Consider the following 15,343-nt stretch of genomic DNA (forward strand, 5'->3'; position numbering starts at 1 on the left):
TTAAGCTGTGAGAAGCGGTTTAATACGTTCAGAGACAACTTCGCCATTGTGAATAATACGGGAATCTTTGACGACTTCATCTTCAGAATCGAATTGTAGTCCCTCTTCAGTGATGAAGGGACTTAGGTAGTTATAAATATTTTGTGCAAACATCTCTGATGCATGAATTGCAACAGTAGAGGGTAAGTTTTGTGGGCCACAGATAGTGATACCGTGATGTTCAATGGTCTCTCCAACCTTTGTTAGTGCGCAGTTGCCACCGGTTTCTGCAGCCATATCCACGATCACAGAGCCCGGCATCATCGACTCAACCATCTCTTTTGTGATAATGAGCGGCGCACGTCGACCCGGAATTGCCGCTGTTGAGATGATGACATGAACACCCTTCACATGTTTTGCGAGCGCTTCGGCTTGCTGTGCCTTCTCTTCATCAGTTAATTCACGAGCATAACCGCCTTCTCCTGCGGCATTAACGCCGGTATCGACGAGTTTTGCACCGAGTGATTCCACTTGCTCTTTCGCATCTGGGCGAATATCGTACGCTTCAACTTGTGCGCCGAGACGTTTGGCTGTAGCAATTGCCTGTAAGCCGGCAACGCCTGCACCGATCACTAAAACTTTGGCTGGGCGGATAGTGCCGGCTGCTGTTGTAAGCATCGGGAAGAAGCGTGGAGAGCTACTTGCTGCTATGAGTGCACTTTGATAGCCCGAGATGGTCGCTTGTGAAGAGAGAACATCCATGCTCTGTGCTCTTGTTATGCGAGGAATAAATTCAAGAGCGATCGCATCAATTTTAGCTTCGGCTAACTGCTTGATAAGCGGAATTTGCCGATAGGGATCGAGTAAACAGATCAAGGTTGATCCTGCTTTAAATTGATTGATGATTTTTTTATCGGGAGGATTAATCGCAAGAATGATGGCAGGCGTTGCAAAATCAGGTACATCTACCGTAGCACCTGCTGCAATATACTCTTCATCACTAAAATAAGCGTGCTTGCCAGCCTCAGGGGCTACGATCACTTGAAAGCCTTTTTTAACAAGACGTTCAATATTTTTCGGATCAAGCGCCACACGTTTTTCAAGAGGATTATGCTCTTTCAGGACAATGATGGTTTTTATCATAGTTTTCAGTGCTCCTAGTGGCAAAAAAGAATGAAAAATCATATTACCATTTTATCATTTGAAATGGTAAGTCCTTACACGCTAAAAGCGTTATAAAGGCAATTGATTGCGGTTTTATCAACTATTTTGAGGTTACCATGCTGCCATTTTAAAGCTATTTTCAGAAAGAATTTTGTTTGAGGTCGTATTTCTAATCACTTTAGCCTTTGATTTCATAATTTCTTTTACTGCGCAAAGGGGAAGATTTGCTATACTAACGAATACTCAAAAGAGATCTTATTCAATATATTTGTTAGATAAAGGGTTGTTGTGGCGAAGCAGAATCAAAAACAAAGACCAGCAACAGGAAAAGGTCAATCTAAATGGACCGCATTTAAACGGTTGATTAGTTATAAGTATTTCGTGCCTTTTGCCCGGAAAATCATTCCTTGGGCTTTTGCCTTAAGTGCCATTGTTGCAGTGGCTGGGCTCTATTATGGCCTCTTTAACTCGCCTGTGGATTATCAACAGGGTAATACTGTACGAATTATGTATATCCATGTGCCGGCAGCAATTCTTTCATCGGTACTCTATATGGTAGTAGCGGGATTAAGTGTCCTATTTTTGATCTTTAGAATTAAGTTATTTCCGGTGGTTGCAAGAGCAACTGCGGTATTAGGCGCGGTTTACACGCTTATTACATTGGTCACAGGGGCGATTTGGGGAGCACCGACTTGGGGAACTTGGTGGGTTTGGGATGTACGTTTAACGTCCGTATTGATTCTCTTTTTCCTCTATTTAGGTTATATCGGCTTAGATAATGCCTTTGAAGATCGAGAAAAGGGGAACATTGCCATCTCGATTTTAGCGATTATTGGTGTTGTCATTGTGCCGATTATTAAGGTGTCGGTCTATCTCTTTGCGACCCTTCATCAAAAAAGCACAATTTTTGCTGAAGGGGGGCCAAGCCTTGCACCTGAAATGCTTCGGCCGCTAATGTTGATGATGGTGGCTTATGGTCTTTTTACGGTGGGATATATTCTATTGAAGAGCGTACATCTGATTTATCGAGAGCAATTAGAGCAGCGTTATAGTAAGTTAGGGTAATCATTGAGAAGGGATAGATAGATGTCAGTATTTTTAGATCTTTTGAACATGGGGAAACATACGGCGTATGTTTGGAGTTGCTACGGTTTTGTGGCAATCTGTCTTATTGGTTTGATCGTCGCTCTCATTATGGAAGGGCGTAATTTAAAAAAGGCAATGTTGCAGGAGGGAGTGGAATATGGCTCAAAATAGTACGGCAATGCCGAAAAAACGTCGCATGATGTCGCCAAAACAGAAACAGCGAATGTGGATTATTATTGCTTTAGTGGTTGCGGCTTTTGTCGTCATCGGGTTTGCAATGTATGCCTCAAGAGATAATCTCAACCTCTACTATTCGCCGGAGCAAGTCTCTAGAGGGGAAGCGCCTTTAGAGAAAACAATTCGTGTTGGTGGTTTAGTGGTGCCGGGGACTCTAGAGAAAGGTTCAGATAATTTAGAAGTGAAATTTGCTTTAGTCGATGGTTCGGGTGAACAGATCGTTGTGACTTATGATGGAATCTTGCCGGATCTCTTTAGAGAAGGGCAAGGGATTATTGCTCGCGGGATGCTAATCGAAGGTAATCAATTTACCGCTGAAGAGATTTTGGCAAAACATGATGAAGAGTATATGCCACCCGAAGTTGCTGCAACACTTGAAGCTCAGGGACACCCTGGTAAGCAGATTGAAGCAACTAAAAAAGCACAAAATAGCGATGCTTCAAAGTAGTGACAATCAACAGTAAGATTGATATTGGATAGAACCCCTAAATTGTTTGAAAATTTTGGGGTTTTAACAAATTGACTATATTTAAAGAATCGATAGTTATCAAGATAGATTTAACACAATAAAGGTTAAGAATTATTATGCTTCCCTTAGGTCAGCTTTCTCTCTATGTCGCCCTTGGCGTCTCAATTGCACTCTTTATTATCCCGCTATTAGGGATAAAACTTCGTAGTCCGCAGCTTATGTATAGTGCAAGACCATTGACGATCTGGCTCTTTGTCTTGGTAGCATTCTCTTTTATCTATTTGGGGCACCTATTCTGGATTAGTGATTTTAGCTATTCCTATGTATTTTTGAATTCTAATACCAAGCTTCCCTCCGTTTATAAAATTACTGCTATTTGGGGCGGGCATGAAGGCTCGATGTTACTTTGGGTCTTTACCCTTGTTGCGTGGATGTTAGCCGCAGTCTTCTTTACACGGAAAATGCCGCTAGAACTCTCATCGACGACGTTAGCGATCTTAGGGGGGATTAGTGCCGGTTTTATCGCTTTTTTGATCTTCACATCCGATCCATTTGCGAGAAACTTAACACTTGATCTCTATGATGGCCGTGATCTTAATCCATTGCTGCAAGATGTAGGGCTTATTATCCATCCACCACTACTTTATATGGGCTATGTGGGTTTTGCGGTGCCTTATGCATTTATGTGCGCTATCCTATTAACAGGTCACATTGACCGCGTCTCGATTCGTTGGGTACGACCTTGGGCACTGGCTGCTTGGGGGTTTTTGACACTGGGGATTACTGTCGGTAGCTGGTGGGCTTACTACGAGCTTGGCTGGGGAGGCTGGTGGTTTTGGGATCCTGTAGAAAATGCTTCATTAATCCCATGGATTTTAGGGGCAGCCTTATTGCATTCCTTAGCGGCAACCGAGAAACGTAAAGTATTTACCTTGTGGACTGTAATTATTGCGCTGTTGACCTTCTGTTTAAGCGTGCTTGGAACTTTCCTCGTTCGTTCAGGGGTTTTAACTTCGGTTCATTCATTTGCAGCCGATCCTAAGCGTGGACAATTTATCCTCTTCTTATTAGCAGTGATTATCCTCTTTGGTTTTATCCTGCTTCTCTTTAGAGCCTCAAAAATTCGTCAAAATGCGCATTTGAGCTTGGTTTCAAAAGAGACGGGGATTCTCTTTAATAATATTTTTCTCTCAATTGCCTGCTTTGTCGTTTTATTAGGAACACTCTATCCTCTTGTTGTCGATATTTTACAAATCGGTAAAATTTCAGTGGGTGAGGGTTACTTCAATCAATATATGGTGCCCATTACGCTCTTAATCTTGATCATTCTTGGTTTTGGTCCGCTACTTCGCTTCAAGCAAGATCATTTTGCGCGAATTAAAAAGCCGCTGATGATAATGGCGCTGCTCTCTATTATATTGGGGCTTGGTAGTAATTTTCTCTATGCCGGACGCCTTGATCTATGGGTATCGGTGAGTTTAGTGCTCTGTTATTGGGTCTTCTTTGGAATTCTTTTTGAAGTGAAGCTTAACGGCAGTGCAAAAGATAGCTATTTCCAAGCATTGAAACGGCAAACCTTATCGCGCTGGGGGATGAACCTTGGACATTTAGGGTTAATCATTGTGATTGTCGGGATTACGATGACTTCACACTATAGCGATGAGCAAGATCGCTTAGTGCGTGTCGGTGAGACGGTAGAAGTACAAGAGTATGGTTTTAAATTATTGGCATTAGAAGATATCCAAGGTTCTAACTATCGTGGGACTAAGGGAACGATCCAAGTGTATCAGAATGGCAAACCATTACGGATGATGTATCCAGAGAAGCGGATCTATACGGTGAGTATGATGCCGATTAGTGAGGTAGCGCTGCGTCCTTCATTGTTAGATGATCTCTATGTGGCAATGGCAGAGGAACGAGCAGAGAATGCTTGGGCGATTCGTCTCTATGTGAAACCTTTTGTTCGTTGGATTTGGCTTGGTGGGCTTATCATCTCATTGGCAGCACTACTCTCTATCTTAGATCGCCGTTATCGAGTGGGACGTAGAATGAAAGTCAATTCTGAAGTTAAAACAGAAGATATTGCGTAGGAGGAACTATGTTACGAGCTATTGTTGCCGGCGTTATTATTGCAGCCGTAGGATTTTTAATATTTCTCTTTATGAGTCTTGGGAATGATTCTACTTACCTCCCTTCGGCACTGAAAGGTAAACAGTTACCAGCATTTAGTGCTTATGAAGTAGCGGCTCCGGGGGCTACTGCGCGGATTTTAACGGATGAAGATATCCAAGGGCCGGCGCTTTTAAATGTGTGGGCAACTTGGTGTCCTGCTTGTGAAGCGGAACATGAGGCGCTGAAAGAGATTGGTGCCACAGGTGTTCCCATTTATGGCGTTGATTATAAAGATAATCCTGAGAAAGCATATCGTTGGCTTCGGGATCTAGGCAATCCTTATATCTTTACGATTGCGGATGAAAGTGGGCAAATTGGTCTCAATCTTGGGGTTTACGGTGCACCTGAAACTTACTTCTTAGATGCCAATAATGTGATTGTTCATCGTCATGTCGGAGAGATTAGTGTAGATCTCTGGAATCGAGAATTAAAATCGATTTATGAGTCGAGTTTTAATACTGAGCACAATCAAGCAGAGGGGCAATAATGAGATTATTGACAGAACAACGCCAAAGTCGATTTAGCTTTGGAAAATGGTGGCAGATGGGAAGAGTCTTTATTGCGCTGATGGCACTTATTGCAATGTTACAGCCGGCATTCTCTTCTGTAAACCTCTATGAATTTAAGAATCCTGTAGATGAGAAGCGCTTTCAAACTCTCACGCGAGAGCTTCGATGTCCTAAGTGTCAAAATCAAAATATTGCTGATTCCGATGCCCCTCTTGCACAAGATATGCGAGATTTGACTTACAATATGATTATTGATGGTCAAGCAGATGCACAAATTGTCAGCTTTATGGTGGATCGTTATGGCGATTTTGTGATGTACAATCCACCCGTTAAACCTATTACTTGGTTACTCTGGTTTAGTCCAGTGGTGCTTTTACTGTTGATTTTAGCACTCGTCTTTGGTGTCAAAGGACGTAAAAAAGCAACGAAAACAACAGAGGCGGTTGCGGCTTTAAGTGAAGAAGAGCAATCACGTTTACAAAAGATCCTGAAAGAGAATCCATAAGCATTATGACAACACTAGGTATCATCTATACATTACTATTTCTTATTATCTCTGTGGGGCTTCTCTGTTATGCGCTATGGGGGAAAAGTAGCCAACACTATCCACGTTTAAAGGATGTTTATCGGGATAAATATCTTGATGAAACGGAATCTTTAGAGGATGATCTTGCTCGGGGTAAAATTGATCAAGCGGAGTATGATGAGAAGAAAACAGAATTAGCGCGTGATCTTCTTGATGTTGCGAAGCCTGATAGAACTCTCAACTCCCTCTCAAAAGGTATTATAGCGGTACTAGGCGTTGCAGTTATTGGTCTTTTCTTAACAGTATTCTGGGAAGATGGTTATAGCAAAGAGGCTAAAGAGCTCGATACTCAGCGAACAATTGCGCTGCCTTATGTAAAAGAGTGGCTTGCATCGACACCGCTTGAAGTATTACAACGGGGGGAAACGATCGCAGATCTCAATCCACCGGAAGCATTGCAATATAACCTTTTAGGAACATTGGCAGCGCTGAATTTGATGAGCGCATCAACCCATCACAATGACCCAAAAGAATTAACCTTGTTAGGTAAACTCTATTTGAATATGGATCAACTAGGATTAGCAGAGAAGGCTTATCTTGATCTCTATCGCGTTGAGAATCCTGTGAATAATAATACGCTCTATACGCTGTTAAATATTCAATTAGCGATGAATAAGTATCAACTTGATCAACGCTTAGAAGGGTTATTTGATAATTTTGTGTTGCGTAATCAAGAGAATGAAAGCTTACTGCTTTATTACGGTACAGTGTTGTTTGAAAATCAGAAGATCGATAAATCGATGTATTTCTTCTCTCTATTAGCAGATCGTTATCCTGAGGGTTCTGAAAATCGGAATATGATTCTCAATATGATTGCAACTTTGACGAATGGTGCTGAAATGAATGGCAGCGAAATCAATGGTGCAAAGGGTATGAATCATCCATCTCAAGGACAATCACAACCTCAACAATCACAACCACAGCGATCATCCGTACCAGCCACTGAGAGTGCTGCTGTAACCTCGATACCTATTAATGTCTCGATCGAACAGAATGCGGTATCAGCTGATGTATTGCCACAAGAAGCGGTTCTCTATCTCTTTGTGCGTAAAAATGAAGTGGGACCACCGTTAGCTGCTAAGCGTATTCCGTTGGGGGCAATGGGTGGATTCCCTGTTAATCTGACTATTACCGATGCGGATCTACTCATGCCGGGAGCAGGCTTAAGCGAGCAATTACCTTTGACGCTCTCTGCAAAAATCAGTATGAATGGGGATCCGATCTCTAAAGCAGGCGATATTGAGGCTAAAGCTGTGGAAATTGAAGCACTTGATACTCCTGTTGTCTTAACTTTAGATCATATTGTGGAGTAGATGTTGCAATTGCCTGACTTTGAACTCGTGGTATCGGATTTGGTAGTGACGCGTAATTATCGTCCGATCTTTAATCCATATAGTTTTACGCTACGAAATGGGGAATCTCTCTATCTCAAAGGGCGTAATGGTGCCGGTAAAACCACTTCTCTGCGGGTACTTGCCGGGATTAGTGCACGTTATCAAGGTCAGATTCTATTAAACGGGGAAGATCGCCGGGAATTACTGCACCACTATCACCGACCACTTCTATATGTTGGGCATGCATTAAGCCTGAATCTCGATCTCTCTGCTTGGGAAAATCTGCGATTTATGGCTAGTTTACGGGGGATTCAATTAGACCGAGATGCATTTGAAACAGTATTTTCAACGCTCGAACTTCCGATAGAATCGATTCCGGTTCGTTATTTTTCGGCAGGGCAGAAACGCCGGGTGATTTTAGCAAGATTATGGCTAGAGAGAGCGATACTCTGGATTCTTGATGAGCCTTTTACGGCGTTAGATGTAGATTCAATCGCGCTATTAGAAGCGAAGATGAAAACGCATTGTCAGATGGGCGGTGCGATTATTTTCACGTCCCACCAAGCACCAACTGAAGATGTCTTTACGCAAGCGGTCACAATCGAGAGGTTTATAGCGAATGTTTAGCGGATTATTCGGGGTATTAATACGGGATCTTCGAATCGGGATGCGTAATCGTTCTGAGATTTTGATGCCGTTACTCTTTTTTTTGATTATTATTACCCTCTTTCCCCTTGGGCTTGGGCTTGAAAATCAGAAAGTTTTACATACTGCTTCGCCGGCAATTCTCTGGATTGCAGCACTTCTCTCCACTATTTTAGTGTTAGATCGAATCTTTAAGCATGATTTTGAAGATGGCTCACTTGAGCAGATGGTGATTAGTGGTTCGCCACTCTACGGCATTATTCTCGGTAAAATTATTGCTCACTGGTTGCTCACGGGTCTGCCACTTGTGATTTTTTCACCGATATTAAGCGTGATGCTCGGCTTTACTATTACCGAGTCTTTTTCCGTTGCGCTGATTCTGTTATTGGGGACGCCACTATTGAGCTTTATTGGTGCAATGTGTGTAGCGCTGATTGTGGGCTTACGGCAGGCAGGATTATTACTCAGTATTATTACATTACCGCTCTATGTACCGATTTTATTAGTGGGTGTTCAGCTGATCTACCGGTTACAAGAAGGGCATTCACTCAACAGCCTGTTACTGATTTTTGCCGGTGCGGATATCGCTGCGCTGCTTCTTGTACCGATTGTGACTGCTTTTGCGATTAAAATGAGTCTAGATTAATGAGTCTAGATTAATGAGTTTAGATTAATAGATTCTAACTTTGCCAATGGGTCTACAAAGAAAAGTAACGCCTGTTGTTGGGTGTCTATTTGTATCTGTTCGACATACTGTCAGTAATCATAGGGAGCATTGAATCTCTATCTAGCACGTTACTATCCTATTAAGTGTATTTATATCAATTGGTTAATGTTACAATAGCATGAGCATGGCTTCTGTAGGCAATCTACTTTGTTGTAGTTATTTATCCTATTGATGTGTTACCAATACAGGATAATCCTTAGAGATAAACAGTCAGTGACAATGAGTATTGTGGGTAGTGGAATAACATTAAATCATTAATCTATAAACTTATTTACATGTAATGTTTCCGAGTTGCTATTGACAACGTTGTTGTCAAGAATTACTATTCTATAAGCATTATTTTATTCCTGTCTAAAAGAACACCATGAGCGAAAATAGAGAAGATCCACAGAAACAACTATTTGTTTCCATGTTTCAAGAGATGTTCACTCTCTTGTCTAAATTACACCGTATTAGTGAGGATCTTTTGATGGATGCGCAAAGTGAGATTACGCATTCCTGTTGGACGATTCTATCGATTATTCACTGTGAGCCTGAACACTTGACTGTGCCTCAAATTGCACAACTCCGCTCGACTTCTCGGCAAGCAGTGCAGAGGCAGATCACCCTTTTATTAGAAAATGGGTATATCGAAGCGATTGAGAATCCTCACAATAAACGCTCTCCTTTATATCGGGTAACGGCATCGGGTAGTGCGTACTATCATGATTTACGAGTAAAAGTGTATGGGCAGTGGTTAAATGATGTTGCGAATATTGTCGGAATGGAGAGGGCAGAACGATTGATTATATCTATTAGGGAATTAGATGAAGCATTAAATATTGTTGGGACAAAGAAAAGTATGAAAACTTAGTAGTAACTCCTACAAAGTGAGATCAGCTAGGTTTAAATAAATATATCAACACATGAGAGATAAGATGAGAAAGAGTAATCATTTGCAGTATGTTCGAAATATCATAGGGATAGTGGGTTTAGGGCTGCTTGTTACCGCGTGCAGTGAAGGAACACAAGCGCCGGCGCAAGCGATGGCTCCTCAGGCAGTAGTGCAAACTGTCGAGCGTAAAAATATTACAGTTGAGGCAGAGTTACCTGGTAGAACAGAAGCTTCTGTTATAGCAGAGGTTCGGCCTCAGGTTGGGGGGATTGTTCTCTCTGTTAACTTTACAGAAGGGAGTTATGTGAATGAAGGTGATCAACTTTATCAGATTGACCCTGCTATTTACAAAGCAAGCCTATTACAGGCAGAAGCAACCCTAGAGAGAGCAAAAGCGAATCAAAATGCAGCAAAATTAAAAGCAGATCGATTAAATGCGTTAAAACAATCTAAAGCAGTAAGTCAACAAGATGTCGATGATGCCAATGCCGCTTTAATGCAGGCTAATGCAGAGGTGCTAGGAGCCGAAGCACAAGTTACTAATGCTAAAATTAATTTAGATTATACTCAAATGGAGGCACCTATTTCCGGGCAAATTGGGCGAACCAATTTCACACAAGGTGCACTAGTATCTCCGGGGCAGGCAAGTGAAATGGCGGTGATCCAAGTTTTAAATCCGATGAAAGTGAATATTACTTACTCTTCTGCCGAATATGCACAAGTGCGCAAGAAAATTCTTTCAGGTGCCTATACTCCTACACAAGTTGAAAACTTAGAGACAGGTGAATTAGAAAATGGACATTTAGTGAGAATCTATCTTGAAGATGGGACGCTATATGACAAAGTCGGCTACATTAAATTCTCAGATTTAACCGTTGATCCTACGACAGGTTCGATCTTCCTCCAAGCGCAATTTGAGAATGATGGTAGCCTTTTCCCGGGTATGTTTGTTCGTACGGTTGTGCAACAAGGGATTGAAGAAGGGGCATTAGTAGTTTCTCAAAAAGCCGTGACACAAGGGCAAGGTGGAGCGAGTACGGTTATCGTGATTGATGAGAATGATATCGCTCATGTTCGTCCTGTGAAGATCTCCCGCTCTTATGAGCAAGATTGGGTCATTGAAAGTGGCTTGAAAGAGGGCGATCGCGTTGTTGTAAAAGGCTTACAAACTGTACAGTCTGCACTACAAAGAAGTGGTGGTAAAGATGTCAAGGTACAGGTTATTCCAGATGATAATTCTATTCAGTAAGCAATAAACCCATAGTGTGAATCAATAAGTTACTGTAGGCGTGATTTTTTGCGCCATTTAATGGAGTAAATGATTGGTTTATCATCAAAATTGAAGGATTAAGTAATCAAAATGGCACGATTTTTTATAGACCGACCAATATTTGCGTGGGTGCTTGCGATATTAACGATGTTTATCGGGCTCTTAGTAGTTCGAAACATGGCTGTATCACAATATCCACCTATAGCGCCCCCACAAATTAGTATCTCAGGGGTATATCCAGGAGCAAGTGCTCAAACAGTAGAAGAGAGTGTAACGCAGGTCATAGAGCAGAGTATCAATGGCTTAGATGGTTTCCGTTATATGAGTTCATCAAGTTCGAGTTCTGGTACATTCCAAATTACGGTAACTTTTAACCAAGGGGTTGATCCAGATTTAGCCCAGGTTCAGGTTCAAAATAAGATACAACAATCGCTAAGCAAACTCCCACAGGCAGTACAGCAACAGGGGGTGACGATTGCTAAATCAAGTGGCTCGTTCCTTTTAGTGGTAGGCTTCTATTCACCGGATAACTCCATGTCTTCAGGAGATATAGGAGATTACATCTCCTCGACGCTGCAAGATCAGATGAGCCGTATTCAAGGGGTTGGTGAGATTCAGTTCTTTGGTTCTAGTTATGCCATGAATATTTGGCTCGATCCAATGAAATTGTATCAATACAATATGACTCCGATGGATATTGCTGCAGCCATTAAGGAGCAGAACTCCCAGGCAACATTAGGTAGCTTAGGAGCAATGCCTGATGTCGAAGGCCAACTCCTTAGTTATACCATTACTTCACAATCATTATTGCAAAGTCCAGAAGAATTCAAGGCTATTCAGCTCCGTGTTAATGAAGATGGAAGTGAAGTTTTGCTTGCTGATGTAGCAAGAGTAGAGCTCTCTCCGGAGTCTGAGTCTGTTGCGGTAAAATATAATAACTCTCCAGCTGCGGGGGTAGCAATTAGTTTGGCTTCTGGTGCGAATGCTCTTGATACGGCTAATGCAGTGAAGAGTTATTTAGAAAGTGTTGCCCAAGATTTTCCTTCAGGACTCTCTTATACCTTCCCTTATGATACGACTCCTTTCGTTGAATATTCGGTAGCAAGTGTTGAAGAGACGCTCATTGATGCGATTTTATTAGTGTTCGTGGTGGTCTTTTTCTTCCTTAAAAATATTCGTGCAACAATTATTCCGATGTTGGCGATTCCATATGTTTTAGCCGGCACTATGATTATTCTAGATCTTCTAGGATTTAATCTAAATACATTAACACTCTTTGCGCTGGTTCTAGCAATAGGTCTTCTTGTAGATGATGCCATTGTTGTGGTCGAAAATGTTGAACGTATCATGGAGGAGGATAAACTTTCACCCTTGGAAGCGACTCGAAAATCGATGGATCAGATAACGGGTGCTCTTATCGGGATCGGAGTGGTGCTCTCGGCCGTATTTGTCCCAATGGCATTCTTAGGAGGGGCTTCAGGGGTTATCTATCGTCAATTCTCGGTAACAATTATTACGGCGATGCTACTCTCTGTATTAGTGGCTATTATCTTTACCCCTGCTATGTGTGCAACATTACTTCGAGATCATACCGAACCGAAAGAACCTAAAACTGCAGTAGGCCGCTTTTTGAAAAAGCTCTTCTCACCTATTACGAAAGTCATAGCTTTAGCGGTTGAGTACTTTAATATTGGATTTGATAAGTTAAGTAATGGTTATACTCGCGGAATTACACGTGTATTAAAACATCCTTTTGTCTTTGTTTTAGTGCTTGTCGTGGGGCTTGCGGGAATAGGCTATCAATTTATGCAGCTACCTAAAAGCTTCTTACCTGATGAAGATCAGGGGATGTTAATTGGGATGGCAATTAATCCTAATGGAACCTCTTTAACTCAAACTGAAATCCCGTTAGAGCAGATTGCAGATTACCTTATGAAAGAGGAGACACAGACTGTAGACTCTGTCATGACTGTTGCAGGATTTAGTTTCTCAGGTCAAGGTAGTGAACAAGCGATGTTCTTTATTAAGTTAAAGCCTTGGGGAGAGCGTGAGTCAGAATATGATTCTATCCCGGCGTTGATGAAACGGATGCAAAAATTCTTTACCACCATTCCTGAAGCGCAGCTGTTTGTCTTTAGCCCGCCTCCTATTATCGAATTAGGAACGGCAACAGGGGTAAGTTTTCAATTACAAGATACCATCGGGCTTGGACATGATGCACTGATGAATTCAGTGATGAAATTTATCGGTATCGCTGCAACTTCTCCTGATCTTGATATTGCTTCTCTTCGTCCTGGAGGGCAATTTGATACGGCACAATATCATATCGATATTGACCGTGAAAAAGCACAAGCATTACAAGTCTCTATTGGCGACATTAACCAAGCATTGTCGATTGCTTGGGGGGGAATGTATGTGAATGACTTTATTGATCGTGGACGGGTTAAACATGTACAACTTAAAGCCGATGCGCCTTATCGTATGATGCCCGATGACTTTCAGCGTTGGTATGTACGTAATGCGAAAGGTGAAATGGTGCCATTTAGCGCCTTTGCTAAAGGGCGTTGGTCTTATGGTCCACCACAATTAAATCGTTTTGATGGATTTGCCTCATTCCCGCTCTCTATTAATGCAGCTGCAGGTAAGAGTACAGGTGAAGCGATGGCTGCAATTGAACAGCTTGTCAAAGATCATCTACCACAAGGCATTAGTGTCGCGTGGACAGATACCTCCTATGAAGAGCAAGAGGGGGGCAGTTCACAAGCTGCATTACTATTGGTATCAGTTTTTGTTATCTTCTTGAGCCTCGCGGCGCTTTATGAATCCTGGAAGGTACCAATTTCTGTTCTATTGACGATTCCGGTAGGGGTTGTAGGTGCGGTGATTACGGCACGATTAGTTGGCATTGAAAATGATGTCTATTTCCAAGTGGGGATGTTAACTACGATAGGGTTGACGTCTAAGAATGCAATTTTAATCGTGGAGTTTGCACGAGATCTGGTACGTTCAGGATTAAGTACGATGGATGCCGCCATAAAAGCAGCACAAGAACGGCTGCGCCCAATTGTGATGACTTCATTAGCATTTGGTATAGGTGTATTACCTCTCGCACTCTCTTCTGGTGCAGGTTCTGGAGCACAAAACGTTGTTGGACGAGTGGTTGTAGGAGGAATGATTGGAGGGACGCTACTGGTGCTTCTCTTTACGCCGATTTTCTTCTTACTACTCAATCGTGATGCGAAAAAGCTTAATGCAGGTCATTCTTCATCTGACTCTGATCAATCAACGAAGCTTGCAAAAGCAGATTCATAAAAATTCAGAGACTTTAGCTCTGTAAGCAGAGATAAAGTGAATGCTGAAACAATAGATTCCCTAGATTGTTATGATCTAGGGAATTTTTTATGGGGGAGTGATGAATCTACTCATTTTACGCAATATATAGGGAAATCGGTTTTATAGTAAATTTGGTTTAAGAAAAATGGCTTTTAAACAGCTATTGTGGAGTAACATAAAACCGCACTAAACAACACTTGCATGATGCCGGATAGAACGGCTTCCTTGCCTCGATCAACCGATGCGCCGGCATTTTAATAAGTCTTATGTCAATGCTGGTGTATCGGTTGTAAGCAGTAAGGAATCTATGCTATCCGGCATCTGCTTTATGATCTCTTAATAGCATGATAGAAGAAAAGCCCTACATTATTCGATGTAGGGCTTACTTGATCATTCTGTTATTGATGAGCGATGAATTACACTTTAACCGTTAAGATATCGCAAGGTGAATCATTGATAATTGCGCCAGAGGTTGAGCCGAGAAGCACGCCTAAACCCGAGCGAGTATGAGAGCCAATCACGAGCAGATCTGCTTTAAGTTCTTCCGCTGCGCGTAGAATCCCTTCTTTCGTTGAAAGCGCTGAAATAACCATCGTATCTGCATCAGGAATCCCTAATTTCATAGATAGTTCACGCATTGATTTCTTAGCTTCAGCAATAATTTCACTGTCAGAGACTTGTGGAATAATCGGCATTAACTCATAACCTGCGCTAATACTGATACCTTCCAAAATATTGAGAAGGGTAATTTTGGCATGGTTGCGTTTCGCCACAACTAATGCTTGTCGACCGACTTTCTCCGCATCGTGAGATTGATCTACTGCGACAAGAATATGTTGATATTCAGTTTCAGACATTTTTGCTCTCCTGCAATGATAAAAGTATGGATTACTCGAGCCTGTATTTATAAGAAATAATTCGAGTTATATCTCTATTTGTTATAGCAAGAGATGGCGAA

General features: G+C 41.9%; 14 protein-coding genes. 12 read left to right on the top strand and 2 right to left on the bottom strand.

What is annotated here, in order from left to right:
- A complete protein-coding gene (locus tag WMO13_RS00095; RefSeq protein WP_026878754.1) occupies positions 1-1,122 on the bottom strand; it encodes an NAD(P) transhydrogenase subunit alpha in 1,122 nt (373 codons plus the stop codon).
- A 309-nt stretch (positions 1,123-1,431) separates the two neighbouring features.
- Between WMO13_RS00095 and ccmC the strand changes: the two genes are divergently transcribed.
- From ccmC to WMO13_RS00155, 12 genes are all read left to right on the top strand, one after another.
- Positions 1,432-2,208, top strand: coding sequence for a heme ABC transporter permease CcmC (ccmC, locus tag WMO13_RS00100; RefSeq protein WP_084331466.1), 777 nt, complete (start codon positions 1,432-1,434; stop codon positions 2,206-2,208).
- 21 nt (positions 2,209-2,229) lie between these two features.
- Positions 2,230-2,400: a heme exporter protein CcmD gene (gene ccmD / locus WMO13_RS00105; RefSeq protein WP_084331467.1), complete on the top strand. Its 171-nt coding sequence runs from the start codon at positions 2,230-2,232 to the stop codon at positions 2,398-2,400.
- Positions 2,387-2,914: a cytochrome c maturation protein CcmE gene (gene ccmE / locus WMO13_RS00110; protein WP_245601152.1), complete on the top strand. Its 528-nt coding sequence runs from the start codon at positions 2,387-2,389 to the stop codon at positions 2,912-2,914. The genes ccmD and ccmE overlap by 14 nt, the downstream gene beginning before the upstream one ends.
- A gap of 137 nt (positions 2,915-3,051) precedes the next feature.
- Positions 3,052-5,025, top strand: a complete 1,974-nt coding sequence (locus WMO13_RS00115) for a heme lyase CcmF/NrfE family subunit (protein WP_034855551.1) — start codon at positions 3,052-3,054, stop codon at positions 5,023-5,025.
- 8 nt (positions 5,026-5,033) lie between these two features.
- Positions 5,034-5,594 carry a DsbE family thiol:disulfide interchange protein gene (locus tag WMO13_RS00120; RefSeq protein WP_026878756.1) on the top strand — a complete coding sequence of 187 codons (561 nt, stop codon included), beginning with the start codon at positions 5,034-5,036 and terminating at the stop codon, positions 5,592-5,594.
- The gene (locus WMO13_RS00125; protein WP_245601153.1) at positions 5,594-6,121 is read left to right on the top strand and encodes a cytochrome c-type biogenesis protein; all 528 of its coding nucleotides are present in this window, start codon (positions 5,594-5,596) and stop codon (positions 6,119-6,121) included. The genes WMO13_RS00120 and WMO13_RS00125 overlap by 1 nt, the downstream gene beginning before the upstream one ends.
- Before the next feature lie 5 nt (positions 6,122-6,126).
- Complete coding sequence (ccmI, locus tag WMO13_RS00130; protein ID WP_026878758.1) at positions 6,127-7,515, top strand: c-type cytochrome biogenesis protein CcmI; 1,389 nt, start codon at positions 6,127-6,129, stop codon at positions 7,513-7,515.
- Positions 7,516-8,163: a cytochrome c biogenesis heme-transporting ATPase CcmA gene (gene ccmA, locus WMO13_RS00135; protein ID WP_034855553.1), complete on the top strand. Its 648-nt coding sequence runs from the start codon at positions 7,516-7,518 to the stop codon at positions 8,161-8,163.
- Positions 8,156-8,827, top strand: a complete 672-nt coding sequence (gene ccmB / locus WMO13_RS00140) for a heme exporter protein CcmB (protein WP_026878760.1) — start codon at positions 8,156-8,158, stop codon at positions 8,825-8,827. The genes ccmA and ccmB overlap by 8 nt, the downstream gene beginning before the upstream one ends.
- A 445-nt stretch (positions 8,828-9,272) precedes the next feature.
- Positions 9,273-9,761 carry a MarR family winged helix-turn-helix transcriptional regulator gene (locus WMO13_RS00145; RefSeq protein WP_051396183.1) on the top strand — a complete coding sequence of 163 codons (489 nt, stop codon included), beginning with the start codon at positions 9,273-9,275 and terminating at the stop codon, positions 9,759-9,761.
- Between the two features lie 64 nt (positions 9,762-9,825).
- Positions 9,826-11,031 carry an efflux RND transporter periplasmic adaptor subunit gene (locus WMO13_RS00150; RefSeq protein WP_051396184.1) on the top strand — a complete coding sequence of 402 codons (1,206 nt, stop codon included), beginning with the start codon at positions 9,826-9,828 and terminating at the stop codon, positions 11,029-11,031.
- Between the two features lie 111 nt (positions 11,032-11,142).
- A complete protein-coding gene (locus WMO13_RS00155) occupies positions 11,143-14,364 on the top strand; it encodes an efflux RND transporter permease subunit (protein ID WP_026878761.1) in 3,222 nt (1,073 codons plus the stop codon).
- A 437-nt stretch (positions 14,365-14,801) separates the two neighbouring features.
- On the opposite strand, the gene WMO13_RS00160 is transcribed toward WMO13_RS00155, so the two are convergent.
- Positions 14,802-15,242: a universal stress protein gene (locus tag WMO13_RS00160; RefSeq protein ID WP_026878762.1), complete on the bottom strand. Its 441-nt coding sequence runs from the start codon at positions 15,240-15,242 to the stop codon at positions 14,802-14,804.
- Positions 15,243-15,343: the final 101 nt, after the last annotated feature.

The organism is Ignatzschineria larvae DSM 13226, assembly GCF_038500265.1.
In the GTDB taxonomy this organism is placed as follows: Bacteria; Pseudomonadota; Gammaproteobacteria; order Cardiobacteriales; family Wohlfahrtiimonadaceae; genus Ignatzschineria; species Ignatzschineria larvae.

What these genes read in the sequence shown, in the direction of transcription:
- WMO13_RS00095 (WP_026878754.1), bottom strand. Translation starts at nt 1,122, where the DNA reads ATGATAAAAACCATCATTGTCCTGAAAGAGCATAATCCTCTTGAAAAA.
- ccmD (WP_084331467.1), top strand. Translation starts at nt 2,230, where the DNA reads ATGTCAGTATTTTTAGATCTTTTGAACATGGGGAAACATACGGCGTAT.
- ccmE (WP_245601152.1), top strand. Translation starts at nt 2,387, where the DNA reads ATGGCTCAAAATAGTACGGCAATGCCGAAAAAACGTCGCATGATGTCG.
- WMO13_RS00115 (WP_034855551.1), top strand. Translation starts at nt 3,052, where the DNA reads ATGCTTCCCTTAGGTCAGCTTTCTCTCTATGTCGCCCTTGGCGTCTCA.
- WMO13_RS00120 (WP_026878756.1), top strand. Translation starts at nt 5,034, where the DNA reads ATGTTACGAGCTATTGTTGCCGGCGTTATTATTGCAGCCGTAGGATTT.
- WMO13_RS00125 (WP_245601153.1), top strand. Translation starts at nt 5,594, where the DNA reads ATGAGATTATTGACAGAACAACGCCAAAGTCGATTTAGCTTTGGAAAA.
- ccmI (WP_026878758.1), top strand. Translation starts at nt 6,127, where the DNA reads ATGACAACACTAGGTATCATCTATACATTACTATTTCTTATTATCTCT.
- ccmA (WP_034855553.1), top strand. Translation starts at nt 7,516, where the DNA reads ATGTTGCAATTGCCTGACTTTGAACTCGTGGTATCGGATTTGGTAGTG.
- ccmB (WP_026878760.1), top strand. Translation starts at nt 8,156, where the DNA reads ATGTTTAGCGGATTATTCGGGGTATTAATACGGGATCTTCGAATCGGG.
- WMO13_RS00145 (WP_051396183.1), top strand. Translation starts at nt 9,273, where the DNA reads ATGAGCGAAAATAGAGAAGATCCACAGAAACAACTATTTGTTTCCATG.
- WMO13_RS00150 (WP_051396184.1), top strand. Translation starts at nt 9,826, where the DNA reads ATGAGAAAGAGTAATCATTTGCAGTATGTTCGAAATATCATAGGGATA.
- WMO13_RS00155 (WP_026878761.1), top strand. Translation starts at nt 11,143, where the DNA reads ATGGCACGATTTTTTATAGACCGACCAATATTTGCGTGGGTGCTTGCG.
- WMO13_RS00160 (WP_026878762.1), bottom strand. Translation starts at nt 15,242, where the DNA reads ATGTCTGAAACTGAATATCAACATATTCTTGTCGCAGTAGATCAATCT.